The 17,267-nt window shown below is 41.0% G+C and carries 11 protein-coding genes; 8 read left to right on the top strand and 3 right to left on the bottom strand.

The window, feature by feature from the left end:
* The first annotated feature begins 131 nt into the window (after positions 1-131).
* From maeB to PSF09_RS08035, 5 genes are all read left to right on the top strand, one after another.
* Complete coding sequence (maeB, locus tag PSF09_RS08055) at positions 132-2,411, top strand: NADP-dependent oxaloacetate-decarboxylating malate dehydrogenase (protein WP_272664762.1); 2,280 nt, start codon at positions 132-134, stop codon at positions 2,409-2,411.
* A 119-nt stretch (positions 2,412-2,530) separates the two neighbouring features.
* A complete protein-coding gene (locus tag PSF09_RS08050; protein WP_272683734.1) occupies positions 2,531-3,397 on the top strand; it encodes a ChaN family lipoprotein in 867 nt (288 codons plus the stop codon).
* Between the two features lie 145 nt (positions 3,398-3,542).
* Entirely contained in the window at positions 3,543-4,346 is an 804-nt protein-coding gene (locus PSF09_RS08045; protein ID WP_272683733.1) for a cell envelope integrity protein TolA, read from the top strand.
* Positions 4,347-4,358: 12 nt separating this feature from the next.
* Positions 4,359-6,491 (top strand): S9 family peptidase, encoded by a 2,133-nt coding sequence (locus tag PSF09_RS08040; protein ID WP_272683732.1) that lies wholly within the window; start codon positions 4,359-4,361, stop codon positions 6,489-6,491.
* A 140-nt stretch (positions 6,492-6,631) separates the two neighbouring features.
* On the top strand, positions 6,632-8,890 hold the full coding sequence (locus PSF09_RS08035) for a TonB-dependent receptor domain-containing protein (protein WP_272664766.1): 2,259 nt from the start codon (positions 6,632-6,634) through the stop codon (positions 8,888-8,890).
* Positions 8,891-8,952: 62 nt separating this feature from the next.
* Here PSF09_RS08035 and xseA read toward each other — a convergent pair whose 3' ends face one another.
* The gene (xseA, locus tag PSF09_RS08030) at positions 8,953-10,320 is read right to left on the bottom strand and encodes an exodeoxyribonuclease VII large subunit (RefSeq protein WP_272683731.1); all 1,368 of its coding nucleotides are present in this window, start codon (positions 10,318-10,320) and stop codon (positions 8,953-8,955) included.
* 169 nt (positions 10,321-10,489) lie between these two features.
* On the opposite strand from xseA, the gene guaB reads away from it, so the two are divergent.
* Positions 10,490-11,956: an IMP dehydrogenase gene (guaB, locus tag PSF09_RS08025; RefSeq protein ID WP_272683730.1), complete on the top strand. Its 1,467-nt coding sequence runs from the start codon at positions 10,490-10,492 to the stop codon at positions 11,954-11,956.
* 85 nt (positions 11,957-12,041) lie between these two features.
* The gene (guaA, locus tag PSF09_RS08020) at positions 12,042-13,619 is read left to right on the top strand and encodes a glutamine-hydrolyzing GMP synthase (RefSeq protein WP_272683729.1); all 1,578 of its coding nucleotides are present in this window, start codon (positions 12,042-12,044) and stop codon (positions 13,617-13,619) included.
* Between the two features lie 240 nt (positions 13,620-13,859).
* Here guaA and PSF09_RS08015 read toward each other — a convergent pair whose 3' ends face one another.
* Positions 13,860-14,780, bottom strand: coding sequence for a LysR family transcriptional regulator (locus tag PSF09_RS08015; protein ID WP_272683728.1), 921 nt, complete (start codon positions 14,778-14,780; stop codon positions 13,860-13,862).
* A 105-nt stretch (positions 14,781-14,885) separates the two neighbouring features.
* Between PSF09_RS08015 and PSF09_RS08010 the strand changes: the two genes are divergently transcribed.
* A complete protein-coding gene (locus PSF09_RS08010; protein WP_272683727.1) occupies positions 14,886-15,911 on the top strand; it encodes a zinc-dependent alcohol dehydrogenase family protein in 1,026 nt (341 codons plus the stop codon).
* 73 nt (positions 15,912-15,984) lie between these two features.
* On the opposite strand, the gene PSF09_RS08005 is transcribed toward PSF09_RS08010, so the two are convergent.
* Positions 15,985-17,079 (bottom strand): porin, encoded by a 1,095-nt coding sequence (locus tag PSF09_RS08005; protein WP_272683726.1) that lies wholly within the window; start codon positions 17,077-17,079, stop codon positions 15,985-15,987.
* Positions 17,080-17,267 lie beyond the last annotated feature (188 nt).

The raw sequence follows: 17,267 nt of genomic DNA, 5'->3' as shown, positions 1-17,267 counted from the left end.
CTCAGGCAGTGACCTAACTCTATTGTAACTGAAAGATTTTTCTGGAAATTGCCAGTATGATCATGATTTGCTAGTGAGATGTGTTTATACTGTTATCGCTCTTACCTTACTTCTTTTGAAAGGACTTGACGATGGATGACAAATTAAAACAAAGTGCTCTTGATTTTCATGAGTTTCCACATCCTGGGAAAATTACGGTTACCCCAACTAAACCACTAACAACCCAGAGAGATCTCGCATTAGCATACTCACCAGGTGTTGCAGTGCCATGTCTAGAAATTGCAGATGACCCACTTAAAGCTTATCGTTACACAGCTAAAGGTAACCTTGTCGGGGTTGTCTCTAATGGTACTGCCGTCCTTGGGTTAGGTAATATTGGTGCCTTGGCTGGTAAACCAGTCATGGAAGGAAAAGGTGTACTATTTAAAAAGTTTTCTGGTGTTGATGTCTTTGATATTGAAGTTGATGAAACAGATCCAGACAAATTAGTTGATATCATTGCGTCTCTTGAGCCGACTTTTGGTGGTATTAACTTGGAAGATATCAAAGCACCAGAATGCTTTTATATTGAACAAAAGCTCCGTGAGCGGATGAAAATCCCTGTGTTCCATGATGACCAACACGGAACCGCTATCATTTGTACTGCTGCTGTTATCAATGGATTACGCATTGTAAAAAAAGAAATTGGTGATGTCCGCCTTGTAGTTTCTGGCGCTGGCGCAGCATCAATCGCTTGTATGAATTTACTCGTCGCGTTGGGGTTGAAACGCGAACATATCACCGTCTGTGATTCAAAAGGGGTTATTTATAAAGGCCGTGATGAACGCATGGATGTCACCAAAGCTGCGTATGCCATTGAAGATAACGGTCAGCGTACTTTGGCAGATGCTATTCCTAATGCAGATATTTTCTTAGGTTGTTCAGGTCCACGTCTTTTAACGCCGGAAATGGTGAAAACCATGGCAAAAGATCCGCTAATCTTAGCACTGGCCAATCCTGAACCCGAAATTTTGCCACCATTGGCGAAAGAAGTTCGTCCTGATGCCATCATTTGTACTGGCCGCTCTGATTACCCAAATCAGGTTAATAACGTGTTGTGTTTCCCATTCATTTTCCGTGGTGCGTTGGATGTTGGCGCAACAACGATTAATGAAGAAATGAAACTGGCTTGTGTGTATGCCATTGCAGATCTTGCATTGGCTGAGCAAAGCGAAGAAGTGGCTTCAGCCTATGGCAACCAAGATTTATTCTTTGGCCCTGAATACATTATTCCGAAGCCATTTGACCCACGTTTGATTGTTAAAATTGCACCTGCTGTGGCAAAAGCAGCAATGGACTCAGGGGTAGCAACGCGTCCAATTGAAGACTTCGATGTCTATATCGAAAAATTAAATCAGTTTGTTTATAAGACAAATTTATTCATGAAACCTATCTTCTCTCAAGCTAAGACTGCGAAAAAACGCATTGTTTTAGCAGAAGGGGAAGAAGAGCGTGTATTACATGCTACACAAGAGCTGGTTTCTTTAGGTTTGGCTTTCCCAATCTTGGTTGGGCGCCCAAGTGTAATTGAAATGCGTATTCAAAAACTTGGCCTACACATTGAGTTAGGCAAAGATTTTGAAGTGGTCAATAACGAAAACGACCCGCGTTATAAAGAATATTGGCAAGAATACTACCAAATCATGAAACGTCGTGGTGTTTCACAAGAAATGGCGCGTCGTGCAGTGATTAATAACCCAACCTTAATTGGTGGGATCATGGTGTTACGTGGCGAAGCTGACGGGATGATTTGTGGTACCGTTGGCAGTTATGGCGAACATTATGAAGTTGTTAAAGATTTATTCGGTTTCCGCGAGGGTGTTCATGCTGCAGGTGCAATGAATGCATTGTTATTACCAACGGGCAATACGTTTATCGCAGATACTTATGTTAATGAAGACCCTTCACCGGAAGAATTAACCGAAATCACGTTAATGGCTGCTGATACAGTAAGACGCTTCGGTATTGAGCCAAAAGTGGCTCTGTTATCGCGTTCTAGCTTTGGTTCTTCAGATTGCGCATCAGCACAAAAAATGCGTGATACGCTCTCGATGATCAAAGCGCGTGACCCTCATCTTGAAATTGATGGTGAAATGCATGCGGATGCCGCATTAATTGAATCTATCCGTAAAGATGTGATGCCTGATAGCCCACTGAAAGGTTCAGCAAATTTATTAATTATGCCAAATATGGAAGCTGCACGTATTAGTTATAACTTACTGCGCGTGACAAGCTCTGATGGCGTGACTGTCGGGCCGGTATTGATGGGTGTTGCGAAACCGGTACATATTTTGACACCAATTGCGTCGGTACGCCGTATCGTGAATATGGTGGCATTAGCAGTGGTTGAAGCTCAAACCAATCCACTCTAACCGTTAATATTAATTAATTTGTGTTAAAGGTTTCTATGATTTTATAGGAGCCTTTTTTATTGAAAATGATTCTCATTATCTGTATCTTGTGAGCTTGACGACATAAGATGGAAAGCATAATGATTTCAATTAGATTGACCTCTCGAATAGCCACTTTAATGGTTGGGTTATTTTTCCTTATCGGTTGTACACAAAAAATTGAACCGACAATCGTACAATTAGATAGCCAACTAACAGTAAGCAACCAAATTATTGACTTAGCAACAGGTAAGTCTTTAACACCTCAGCAATTAGTCGAGCAGCTTGCTCAATCTCCACGTGTCATTGTCGGAGAAAAACATGATAACCATTATCACCACCAAATTGAGCAATGGCTTGCACAAGAAATGCCGAAAATACGACCTCAAGGCGCGGTTCTACTCGAAATGCTGACACCATCGCAGCAAAATAGTGTGAACCGTGTACAGGCGCAGATGCAAAATAACCCTTATATTCGTGACGAAAAGCTACAGTCCGCTTTAAATTGGAATAGCGGTTGGCCTTGGGAGCAATACGGGGCTTTAATCCGCCATTTGCTGAGTTCGCCTTATCCGCTACTGTCTGCAAACCTAGATAAAGAAGAGGTGCTTGCCGCCTACGCTAAACCGTCATCAGTAACGGGGCAACATTCAGCACAACCCATTGTTCAAGAACTTATCAGTAAAACGATTGAAAGTTCTCATGGTGGGGAACTGACAGCGGAACAAGTGGCAAAAATGACCGTTATACAGCAGTTGCGTGACCGCCGTATGGCAGAGTCGTTATTAAATGGACCTACACCCGCGCTCCTATTCGCAGGTGGCTATCATGCAACAAGAGCAATTGGTGTGCCTTTACATGTGCAAGACCTCGCCCCCGAAGAACCCGTAAAAGTATTAATTATTTCAGAAAGAGGTGAAGAAATAGACCATTTACATGCTGATTTTGTGTGGTACACGCCTAAATGATGACTAAGTAATAGCAAGTTAATGATTTCAAAAAAGTTAATTTTGTGAAGTAATCTTTATTTTCAGCAAGAAATGATTTCCATTTTCATTTGTTATTAATTATCATTTGCATTTATATATGAATACGTAAGTACGTAAGATAAAAATGAGTATAACAACATTTGAAAATGAGTATTTGAAGCGAACAACGAAGATGAGTGGGGGCTTCATATTGGCAATTGCTCTTCATATTGGGGTTGTTGGGTTATATATATGGGTAACTCACAATCAACAATGGGAAGAGTTATTGCCTCCGCCATCAGTGGTAATGGAAATTTCAATTGAATCGCAAGCCGAACAATTGACAGAAGCTAACATTGGTCAACTACAAGAGTTATCGGTGGCGAGCCAGGCTCATGAAGCACCATCAGAAGAGAAAATTATCCCACCATTAACCATCAATGAGCAGGCAGAGGTGCAAGTTGCTAAAGCGGTGAGTCCAAAACAAACAGCTGAAGTCAAAAAACAAAAGCGTGAAAAGCAGGTAGTTGAACAAAAACAAGCGACTGATTCAAAAGCCAATGATGCCCCTGTCACCAGTGATGCAGCAGCACCATTACAAACTCAGAAAATTGCCGCAGAATTTAATAGTCAGTCACAATCGATAGATAACGCGAAAAGGCTATGGGAAGCACAAGTATTGGGGAAACTAAATAAATACAAGCGATTCCCTGAAGACGCCGTAAGGCGGGGGCGAGTCGGTCAATCAACAGTAACATTTACGGTTGATCCACAAGGTTTTTTGCTTGGTAGTGACCTAGTAAGTTCATCAGGAACACGATCTTTGGATAGAGAAGCATTGCAGGTGCTATCGAGAGCAGCACCTTTACCTGAACCCCCAGCTGAAATTTTAATCAATGGACGAGTAACTGTCAGGATACCTATTGATTTTACTCTTAATGAAAAATAGATTGGATAAATTATGCGTAATAAACTCACTGAGTTTTGTTTTATTACTTTACTTGGTTTATATGCAGCAACCAGTGCTGCGGAGGATAGAATGTCAGCACCAATAGCCAAAAAACAACCTTATACCATCACCATTCACGGAGATGCCCGTGTAGATAACTATTATTGGTTAAGAGATGATCAACGCGAGTCTCCAGAAATTATCGAATATTTAACGCAAGAGAATAATTATACGCAGCAAAAACTTGCAAAAGGTGAATCGTTAAAAAAAGAAATTTACGATGAATTGTTTTCTCGTATGAAGCAGGACGATGAATCAGTTCCCTATAATTATAATGGTTATACCTATCGTTCACGAGTTGTCGCAGGTAAAAATTATTCTATCTATGAAAGACGCCCTGTAAATAGCCAAGATGAATGGGTTGTATTAGTTGATGGTAATGAACGAGCGGAAGGCTCTGAATATTATCGTATGGGAGCGTTAGCGATTTCGCCAGATAATACCACGCTAGCGATTGCTGAAGATCGCCAAGGACGTAATGAATTTGCAGTGTCATTTCGCAAAATTGATGAGAGCAAGTGGCAGGAAAATGTATTAACCAATACTTCAGGTAATATTGTCTGGGCTAATGACAACCAAACGCTATTCTATGTGAATAAGGATAAGCAAACATTACTACCTTATCAGGTGGTTAAACATCAATATGGTACACAGCAAACGCAAGACAAACTGGTGTATGAAGAAAAGGATGATACTTTTTACGTTAGTTTAGCGAAATCGACTTCAAAAGATTTTATTTTAATGGGTATCACGAGTACTGAAACCTCTGAGTACCGCTTAATTGATGCCAATCAGCCACAAAATGACGTTAAAATTTTAAAACCACGTCAAACGGGGGTTGAGTACTATCCTGACCATTTCAACGGTAAATTCTATATTCGTTCTAATCACCAGCATCCATTATTTGGTTTATATATTGCAGACAATATTTCAGCACCATGGGTAAGCTTTATTGCGCCGCGTGATGGGGTTGATCTTGAAGGTTTTGCTTTATTTAATAATTGGTTAGTTGTGGAAGAACGCCAAAATGGTTTAGTGAATATTCGCCAAATCAGTTGGTTAACGCATAAAGAAAACCAAGTGAGCTTTGATGACCCGACATACATGGCGTGGATCGGAAATAACCCTGAGCCAGATACGGATAAACTACGCTACGGTTACTCATCAATGACCACCCCGTCTTCAGTATATGAAATTAATATGCTGACTCAAGAAAAGCAGCTGTTAAAACAAGAAGAAGTTAAAGACTTTAATAAGCAAAATTACCAAAGTGAGCGTATTTGGGTTACTGCACAAGATGGGGTAAAAGTCCCGGTTTCATTGGTTTACCGTAAAGATCTTTTCAAACATGGCCAAAACCCATTGTTAGTCTATGGTTATGGCGCTTATGGATATGGCATTGACCCTTCATTTAGTTCATCTCGTTTGTCTTTACTGGATCGCGGCTTTGTTTATGCGATCGCACATATTCGTGGTGGTGGTGACTTAGGTAAAAATTGGTACATACAAGGTAAAACAATCCACAAGATGAATACCTTTACTGACTTTATTGATGCAACCAAAGGGTTATTATCAGAAGGTTATGGTAAAGCAGGACATGTGTATGCCATGGGGGGCAGTGCGGGTGGCTTATTAATGGGCGCGGTTGTGAATATGGCGCCTGATTTATACGAGGGCGTTGTTTCCGCTGTTCCATTTGTTGATGTGGTAACCACAATGTTAGACCCATCAATCCCTCTGACCACCGGGGAATACGATGAGTGGGGTAACCCTGAAAATGAAGAAGATTACTGGCGAATTAAAGCGTATAGCCCTTATGACAATATCAAAGCACAACATTACCCACATATTTTAGTGACTACTGGGTTACATGACTCTCAAGTTCAATATTGGGAACCAGCAAAATGGGTGGCTAAATTGCGGGATATTAAACAAGGCAATTCATTATTATTATTAGAAACTAATATGAATGCAGGGCATGGTGGTAAATCAGGGCGTTTTAATGCTCTAGATGATATCGCTCAAGAATATAGTTTTATTCTCATGCTTGAAAATAAAGATAAATATTTTCCATATTTAAAATAATAATTAACCTATAAAATTTAGGTGATTTCAGGCCAGCAACAATATTAATGACATTGTTGCTGAGCCTCTTCACAGGTTTTATTTGGCCTGTGCTAGCGGTGTGAGCGTATGACACACAGTACGTTTACAGGAATGGTTTAATGAATAATAAAACAATAATTATGGTTGCTAGCATTATTGCCACTAGCTCCCAAGGGATTGCTTTGGCTGAAAATACGCAGCAGCAGAATAAGCAGAAAGAAGGTGTGGTTAATTTTAGCCAATTAAAAGTCTCAGGTGCGCAGAAACAAACGCCATTAGTCAAAGCATTGGAAAAACCGGGTGCTTATAGCGCGGTGGGTACGGAAAATAAATTGCAATCAATGGATAAAATTATTCGTACCATGCCCGGAACCTATACTCAAATGGATGTCAGCCAAGGTACCGTTAATGTCAATATTCGCGGGTTGAGTGGTTTTGGTCGCGTGAATATGATGGTGGATGGTGTCACGCAAAGTTATTATGGAATTTCCCCAAGTCAATATACACATGGACAACAGCCAAATAATGATTTTGGCGCTTTAATTGACCCAAATTTTATTGTTGAAGTTGAAGTAGAGAAAGGGCAATTAAATGGAGGCAATAGTGTTAACGCTTTAGCAGGGAGTGCAAATTTTCGTACTATCGGTATTGATGATGTGATTTTTAAAGATAATGTATATGGGCTGCGTAGTAAAGCTAGCTGGGGAGATAATGGTCTCGGTTATAATGGAATGGTAGCGGTCGCAGGAAAGACATTATTGCAGGATGATGGCTATTTTGGCGGTTTAATTGCGGTTAGCGGCCATAATATTCCTGGTAGTTATAAAAATGGTGATGGGTTTGATAGTGATGAATTTGCCACCGACTCCACTTTCAAACAAAAGCCGCAATCGCAATTAGCTAAATTGAAATATAAACCTAATGACAGCCATGAATTAGAATTCAGTAGTCGTTTTTTACAAAATAAGCTCACGCGAAGAAAGATTAATAGTGAAGACTATTATATTAAATATAAATATACGCCGTTAAATGAATTAATTGATGTTGAGGTTTTAGCGAGTCATGGAAAAAATGACCAACAATTTGAAGGTGACTCATTAGGTTGGGCATTAAGGCAAGGCAAATCCAAAAATATTGGCGATGGTCTTAATCTTTCTAATACAAGCCGGTTTTCCTATGGTGATATTGATTTTGAATGGAAAATAGGTTCTAAGTTATCTAAAACGAAGTATGAGCGAGAGGTTAGTTCTGTTATTGACCAAGATACGTTGAATTATAATCCATTCTCGCCAAGTGGGTCGTTAGATCTTGCGAGCGCATATACACAATTGGAAGCCAAGTATGGGATCTATACAGCAATTTTTGATTTGAATTATATGAATTATCACTTAAAAGGTTTTAAACCTGCATGTGGTGATCAAGATTTTTGTTTTCCACAGGAAGCTGCAACTTTAAATTTACGGGGTAATGGTTTTAACCCCGGAGTTTTATTATCAGCAGAAATTATTCCTGAATTCCAGCCATTTGTCAGTTATGCGCATTCAATGAGAGCGCCGAATACGCAAGAAGTTTTTTATTCTCAAGAAGGTGGTAATTCAATGAACCCATTCTTAAAAGAAGAGAAATCACAGACATGGCAAGTTGGTTTTAATAGCTTTAAACCGGATTTAATTTTTGAAGGTGACCAATTTAATATGAAGGCATTATGGTTCCATACAAAAATTAAAGACTATATTACGAGTAAGCCTTATTTACTTTGTCGCCCAAGATCAAATGCTGAACTTGCTTGGTGTTTAATGAATGATGATGTATGGGACAAAGAATTCCCAGAATTTATGCGTAAAAGCTATATGTATGTCAATGAGCCTCATGATGTTAATCTTCGTGGCTATGAATTACAGGCTAATTATGATGCAGGTATAGTTTATTCAACATTATCCTATACCAAAGAAACTGGGGATCAACCTAACTCCATAGCTAAGGTTGCTGATTTTAGTGCGGGAGATTTCACTGAGCTTCCTGATTATTATGTGACCTTGGATTCAGGTGTGCGTCTATTGGATGAAAAATTAACCGTAGGTACAACTATTACATGGACCGGCCCTTCAAAACGAATTGGTGTAGAGTCTGTCGTTGATAATGATGGAAATGCACTAAAAGATAAGTATGAAAAACAACCTACAATCATTGATTTATATACAGACTATGAAGTTAATAAAAACTTTAAATTGATGATGACGGTTAATAATATCACGAATAAAAATTATTCGGATGCACTAAATCGTGCAAATTCTACCGCTATTATGGAAGAACGCGGTAAAAATAATGCAACAGCTAGAGGGCGTACTTATATGATTGGCGGACAGGTGCGTTTCTAATCAACATATAAATGTAACACCACTTATCTCGTTATTTTTATCGAGATAAGTGGATAAAATCATTATTTCGATACTCTTTTGGCTTTAACCTTCTCAATGCGGGTGACTTGGCTTTCAACCCAGCCATCATTCAGGCGTGTTTTCAATTGCTGGCCGACTTTCACTTGGCTGGTTTTTTTCAACACAGTGCCTTTAGCGGTTTCACTGATACTAAACCCGCGAGCTAGGGTAGCTAATGGGCTAACCGCTTCCATTTTTGAACAAGCCACGGCAAAACGTTGGCGGTAACTATTAACCAAACTCGTGACCATATTCTGCAAATGATACTGTGTCTGCTGCAACTGTCGCTGCTGTTTTTGCAATTGAGGGCGCAAATCATTTTGCAGTAAACGACGATTAACTTTTTCGAATTTAACCGTTGAATTTTGTAGTTGTCGAGTCATCGACTGCGCCAGTTTTTGTTGCAATAAATTAAGTTGATTATGTTGCCGTGCTAAACGTAATTGCGGGTGTTGTTGTTGTAGGCGGTGATGCAAGCGTGCGAACCTTTGCTGTTGTCCTGCAATATAATAATCCATTGCCATTTCAAGGTGTTGCTGTGCTGATTTTAGCTGACGGAGCATTTCTAATTGATTACGACTAACAAGTTCAGCGGCTGCAGATGGGGTGGGTGCTCTTACGTCCGCCACATAGTCGGCGATGGTCACATCAGTTTCATGGCCCACAGCACTAATTATCGGCAATTGGCTGGCAAAAATCGCTCTAGCAACGATTTCTTCATTAAATGCCCATAAATCTTCGAGTGAACCGCCTCCGCGACCGACGATTAACACATCACATTCTTGACGCAAATTTGCTAGCTCAATCATCCGAGCAATTTGTGCTGGTGCCATCTCACCTTGAACGGCCGTTGGGTAGATGATGATAGGTAGGGAAGGGTCGCGACGACGTAAAATATTTAAAATATCATGTAAGGCTGCACCCGTTGCAGAGGTAATGATACCGACGGATTTAGCTGGGCTAGGTAGCGTTTTTTTATGAATAATATCAAACAAACCTTGGGCACTTAGTGTTTGTTTTAATAGCTCAAAACGCTGTTGCAGTAAGCCTTCACCGGCGGGCTGCATGCTTTCAATGATTAGTTGGTAGTCGCCACGCGGTTCGTACAAGGTGACAGTCGCTCTGACTAACACCTGTTGGCCATTCTGAGGACGGAAGCTGACCCGTGTATTTTGTCCACGAAACATGGCCGCACGAACCTGAGCCCGATCATCTTTTAAGGTTAGATACCAATGACCGGAGCTGGGCTGCGAAAAATTAGAAATTTCAGCTGTTAACCAAATACGCCCCATTTGGCTATCGAGAAGTTCTCGAACCGATTGGTTAAGCTTGCTAACAGAGTAAATTGCGTTATTTTGTGAAGTCGACATGTGAGCCAGATCAAATTTTAAAACAATGACTTAATCGCTAGATACTAACGCAGCTATAGGAGTTATCAAGTTTTTTTTCAAAAAAAGGCTGGAAGCAACCGATTACGGTGTGTATAATGCCGCGGCAATATTTAACCCTTTCATAACGCTGCCTGGTGGGATATTGCCTATGTTACGCATTAAAAAAGAAGCTCTAACTTTCGACGATGTTTTACTCGTCCCTGCACACTCAACTGTATTGCCAAATACGGCAGACCTCTCTACTCAACTGACTGCAAAAATCCGCCTGAACATTCCTATGCTCTCTGCAGCGATGGATACCGTCACCGAATCTGATCTGGCTATCGCACTTGCTCAAGAAGGTGGTATTGGCTTTATTCATAAAAATATGTCTATTGAGCGCCAAGCTGAAGAAGTTCGCCGCGTGAAAAAACATGAAAGTGGTGTGGTTACTGATCCTGTCACCGTAACACCTGATACCACCATTCGTGAAGTCCAAGAGATGGCTGAACGTAATGGTTTCGCGGGTTATCCGGTTGTTGCTAAAGACAATTCACTCGTCGGTATCATTACGGGCCGTGATGTTCGTTTCGTCACAGACTTAGACCAACCTGTTACTGCGGTGATGACGCCAAAAGAACGTTTAGTCACCGTGAAAGAAGGCGAAGCACGCGAAATCGTATTACAAAAAATGCACGAAAAACGCGTAGAAAAAGCCTTAGTCATTGACGATAATTTCCACCTGTTAGGCATGATCACCGTTAAAGACTTCCAAAAAGCTGAACGTAAACCAAACGCGTGTAAAGATGAACAAGGCCGTTTACGTGTTGGTGCCGCAGTAGGTGCTGGTGGCGGTAACGAAGAGCGCGTTGATGCACTGGTCGCAGCAGGTGTTGATGTTTTACTTATCGACTCATCACACGGGCACTCTGAAGGCGTTTTACAACGTATTCGTGAAACTCGCCAAAAATACCCTGAACTACAAATCATTGGTGGTAACGTCGCAACAGCAGAAGGGGCGAAAGCACTGGCTGATGCAGGTGTTAGTGCCGTTAAAGTCGGTATTGGCCCAGGTTCTATCTGTACTACGCGTATCGTCACTGGCGTGGGTGTACCACAAATTACCGCTATCGCTGAAGCGGCAGAAGCCCTTAAAGGCACGGGTATTCCTGTTATTGCGGATGGTGGGATTCGTTTCTCTGGCGATATCTCTAAAGCTATCGCGGCAGGCGCTGCGTGTGTGATGGTCGGCTCAATGTTCGCAGGAACTGAAGAGTCTCCAGGAGAAACTATTTTATTCCAAGGCCGTACTTACAAAGCATACCGTGGTATGGGCTCACTTGGTGCGATGTCTAAAGGCTCGTCAGACCGTTACTTCCAATCTGATAATGCGGCAGACAAACTAGTGCCAGAAGGTATTGAAGGCCGCGTAGCATACAAAGGCCGCTTAAAAGAAATCATTCATCAACAAATGGGTGGCTTACGCTCCTGTATGGGGCTGACAGGTTGTGATACTATTGATGCATTGAGAACAAAAGCAGAATTTGTTCGTATCAGTGGAGCCGGTATCCAAGAAAGCCACGTCCATGATGTTACTATCACGAAAGAATCTCCAAACTATCGTTTGGGGCAATAATCGATAAAATTTCTCAGGGTGGCGCATTCGTTCGATTGCGTCACCGATTCTTATTTTTGACTTGAATTTTTGGAATTCTCCTCAAATGACAACAAATATCCATAAACATCGCATTCTTATTCTTGATTTCGGCTCGCAATATACACAGCTGATCGCCCGTCGTATCCGTGAAATTGGCGTTTACTGTGAACTCTGGGCGTGGGACGTTACAGAAGAACAAATTCGAGAATTTAATCCAAACGGTATCATTCTTTCTGGTGGGCCAGAAAGTACGACTGAATCAGATAGCCCACGAGCTCCTGATTACGTATTTAATGCAGGTGTTCCTGTATTAGGTATTTGTTATGGCATGCAAACCATGTCAATGCAACTGGGTGGCGCAGTTGAAGTCTCTGGTGAACGTGAGTTCGGTTATGCCAATGTTGAAATCACTGAGCAGTGTGAATTATTCCGTGACATTCATGACTCTATGAACGAAGCTGGCAAACCAGTACTTGATGTCTGGATGAGCCATGGTGATAAAGTTACCGCTATTCCTGCGAGTTTTAAAACTATTGCCAGTACGCCAAGCTGCCCATATGCCATCATGGCAAATGAAGAGAAGAAATTCTATGGTGTTCAGTTCCACCCAGAAGTGACTCACACTCACCAAGGCCTAAATATTTTAACGCGTTTCGTTAAAGATATTTGCCAATGTGAAGCTCTGTGGACACCTGCTGCAATCATCGAAGATACAGTTGCTCGCTTGAAAGAGCAAATTGGTGATGACCATGTACTGCTTGCGCTATCGGGTGGTGTTGACTCATCGGTTACGGCATTGCTATTAAACCGTGCAATTGGTAAACGTTTAACTTGTGTGTTCGTGGATAACGGTTTATTACGTTTAAATGAAGCAGACCAAGTGATGGAAATGTTTGCAGGTAAATTTGACCTGAATATCATTCATGCTAAAGCGGAAGATCGTTTCTTAAATGCATTAGCGGGGATCAGCGATCCAGAAGTTAAACGTAAGAAAATTGGTCATGTATTTATCGAAGTATTTGATGAAGAGTCATCTAAGCTGCCTAATATCAAATGGTTGGCTCAAGGGACTATTTACCCAGATGTTATTGAGTCAGCGGCATCAGCAACTGGCAAAGCGCATGTTATTAAGTCTCACCATAACGTCGGTGGTCTGCCGGATGACATGAAACTTGGTTTGGTTGAGCCATTAAAAGAATTGTTTAAAGATGAAGTCCGTAAAATTGGTCTCGAGTTAGGCCTCCCGTACGACATGCTGTATCGTCATCCATTCCCAGGTCCAGGTTTAGGGGTTCGCGTATTAGGTGAAGTGAAGAAAGAGTACTGTGACTTATTACGTCGTGCAGATGCTATCTTTATTGAAGAACTGCACAACGCGGATTTATATCATAAAGTTAGCCAAGCGTTTACCGTATTCTTACCTGTCCGCTCTGTTGGCGTCATGGGTGATGGCCGTAAATACGACTGGGTAGTTTCATTGCGTGCAGTAGAAACTATCGACTTTATGACCGCTCATTGGGCGCACTTACCATATGATTTCCTAGGCCGCGTTTCAAACCGCATTATCAATGAAGTCAATGGGATCTCCCGCGTCGTTTATGATATCAGCGGTAAACCACCAGCGACAATTGAGTGGGAATAAACTAGTTATTGTTGATAACAGTTTTTAGTTGTCGATAAATTCAAAGGCATCAGTTGCTTACTGGTGCCTTTTTGTTTTTAGGTGACGAATAGGTCATTTTATTTTGGTTAAGTGATGGTCACTTTATTGATTAATATACTTATAGATGGAACTAAAATGAAAAAAGTAACAATGGTTATAAATAGATACTCTTAGATTTATAGGGATCTAAAAAGCACTTCAATAGAGTACTCTCAAATACTATATCTGTGCTTCAATGACGTCTATCATACTGGGTAATTCACTGATTAGTTTATCGATAGCAAGCCTAACTTTTAATGAACGGCGGGGCGTGCGCAACCATACAGCATATATAGGCCAGCTTGCTGAAGAGTGCTCTTTTAATATTTCTTTCAAACTGCCACTGGCGAGCTGCTCACGGACAAGCCAGTAAGGTAACCAAGCAATTCCACCACCCGTTATCGCAATATCTTTTATCGCCTGCATATCGTCCATCATAAGCCGGCTAGGCGGATTAACTTCTATATTTTCCCCTCTTTCATTTTTAACTTGCCACTTCAGAATACGTCCTGAACGGACATAAGCAATGGCTTCATGTTGTGCCAATTCTTCTAATGAAATTGGCTCCCCTGCTTGTTGAAAATAACCGGGAGAAGCACAGAAAATCATCGAGTGAGAAGCCAGATGTCGTGCTATCAGGGTACTACTGTCTGGTAGTTCACCGATCCTGACAGCTAGGTCAAAACCTTCTTCAGTCAAATCTACCTGACGATCGCTGAATGAAATTTCTAATTCTAACTTCGGGTGTTCTTTTGCCAACGCAGACAATAATGGTGCTATACAGAGATGCCCGAGTAAAACCGGAACAGAAACCCTCAACTTTCCGCTTACCTGAAGCTTGCCACCTTCCAAAATATCTTCTGCCATTTTTATTTCATTCAACGCTCGGCGACAGAATTCGTAATAAAGCAAGCCTTCATCAGTCAGGCTCTGGCTACGGGTAGTACGGTTAAATAAAGTTATACCAAGCCTTTCTTCAAGGCGGGATATAGTTTTTGCCACCGCCGAGCGTGTGACATACAGTTTTTCCGCAGCCTGAGAAAAATTAGAAGACTCAGCGACGGTTACAAAAATAGGAATACTGTTCATCTCACCTTTCATATTGTCACCTAAATGGAATCAATAAGGAGAAATAGTATCTCCATTATCAACTAATAGGCAATGATAGAATTCTGTTCATCAGTTAATTACTACTTAGGAATTTCTATGAAACAAACAATGAAACGCTGGGAGCTAAACGAAATCGGACGCCAAAATTTGAAACTTTCGGAAACCGAAATTCCACAGCCCGGTTCAAATGAAGTTCTAGTTCGAGTCAATGCGGTCTCACTAAACTTTCGCGATAAAGTCATTATTGAAGGTCATATGGGAAATAATATGCCAATGCCTTTCACGCCGGGTTCTGATATGGCCGGTGTTGTTGTCAGTGTCGGACCAAGAACGACTCGTTTCAGTCCAGGGGAGCGAGTTATCTCGTCTTTTAACACAGATTGGATTGATGGGAAGTTGAAAAATACGGCTAAAAATCCGAGCTACAACACAGTAGGTTATGCATTTCAGGGTGTTTTGGCTGAGTATGTTGTGATGAATGAAGAGTGGTTGGTTAAAGCTCCGAAGATGCTGAGCGATGTCGAAGCGAGTACGTTGGTTTGTTCAGGTTTGACTGCTTGGTTTGCACTGATTGAACGAGGTGGGTTACGTGCTGGCGAAACCGTATTAATTCAAGGAACAGGAGGTGTGGCTCTCTTTGCTCTTCAAATAGCGAAGTCTGTAGGAGCCGAAGTATTTATCACCTCATCGAGTGATGAGAAGCTGTCTGCTGCGTTAGCCCTTGGTGCTGATCACGCTATTAACCGTAACAAAGAAAACTGGGTTGAGGCCATTTACCACCTGACGAACGAGAGAGGAATTGATCATGTCGTTGATACTGTAGGTGGTAGGAATTTTGCAGACTCTGTCCGTGCGGTGGCTTCCCATGGTCGAATCTCCTTGATAGGCATGATGGACACAGACGATACGTCAGCATCAGGAATGTTATTGCTATTAAAATCGCCAACTATTCAAGGAATTGGCGTAGGTCATCGACGAGCTCTTGAAGATTTAGTTCGGGCTGTTGATGCTATAAAACTAAAACCCGTCATTGATAAATTATTCCATTTCGACCAACTGCCGGAGGCACTTGAATTGCTCGACCAGGGGGCATTTGGAAAAATTGTTATCAAGGTAAGTTGATACCTAGAACTATTATAAAGTAAAGGCATCCATTTATAGCGGAAGCCTTTACTTTAAATTAGGGATGATAATATTAGAATTGATACACTAACCCTAAGCCAAGCACGTTATCGGTATTCACTTTGTAATGGTCAGTAAAATCATTATCGTTTAACAAGTTGATTTTATAATCGATAACAGCACTTAGATTTTTATTAAAGTCATAAGCTGAGCCGATGGCGATATAATTCACTAATTCTTTATCCCCAAAGCTACCTAAGTTTTTACCTTTGGAATAGTTATAGCCAATTGATGGAGTTAGACCGAAGTCAAAAGAATATAGGGCAACGACTTCAAGGTTCTGAGTTTTATTTGCTATTGATTCCATATCATCATTACCAAAACGACTCATATTAAGCGTTTGGCCATACATGACGGCGAGATAAAGGTTTTCGTATTCAAATTTCCCCCCTACGTTCCATGCTTCGGCGCGTTTACCTGTCGCACTACTGGTTGTGGCATCTTTTTGTTTTGGTGTGCGGGAAGATGAGGAGTAACCACCACCAAGGGAAATACCATAGCCTAGCTCATAAGCAGTCGATAACCCAAAACCATCACCGTTATCGGTTAATTCATCACCGGATGATAGATTTTTTTCACCATTTTTACCCTGATATTGTAGTGCGAAGCTTAAACCGTCAATGTAACCGAAAGCATTATTATTACGATAGGTGAGTAAATTGCGGTTACGGCTTAACATGTAATTATCTTCTTGATCCATCGTATCCGCACCCCAGAGTGGTAATACGTCTGTCCAAGCATTGGTATCATAAATAACACCATAATTACGTCCATAATCAAGAGAGCCGTAATCTGCAAATTTTAAGCCTGCATAAGCTAAACGATTGCTATTTTCTTCAGTTGATTCCGATTGGTTAGTTTTCGTTTCCCATTCAAAACGCCCAAAGCCAATGAGCTGGTCGGTGATTTGCGAATCACCTTTTAGCCCAAGTCTGACACGTGAGTCGTCACCATCTTCGCCGCTACGGCTTTTGGCAATATGATGGCGGACATCAATTTGTCCGTATACATCAAGTTTATTACCATCTTTATTGTACATTTCAGCAGAGTTAGCAACGTTGGCAGTAAGTAGTGTTGGAATAATGAGTGCGAGTAATTTGTACTTCATAACATAGCCTTATGGATTGAGTGATATTTAGTAAAATTTCCTAATTGATAGTTATTATCATTTAAGCATATTAATTCACAAAATAAAAAATGTAACAAAAGTAAATATTAGTGAAATTATGCTCGTAACCTATTAAATAATAAAAATAATTTAATTTACGATGATTTCAACCAAATGTTTTATTTCTA

Source organism: Providencia sp. PROV141, from assembly GCF_028481645.1.
Lineage (GTDB): Bacteria > Pseudomonadota > Gammaproteobacteria > Enterobacterales > Enterobacteriaceae > Providencia > Providencia rettgeri.
The sequence above is the reverse complement of the archived record's forward strand: the minus strand, read 5'-3'. Positions and strand labels throughout refer to the sequence as shown.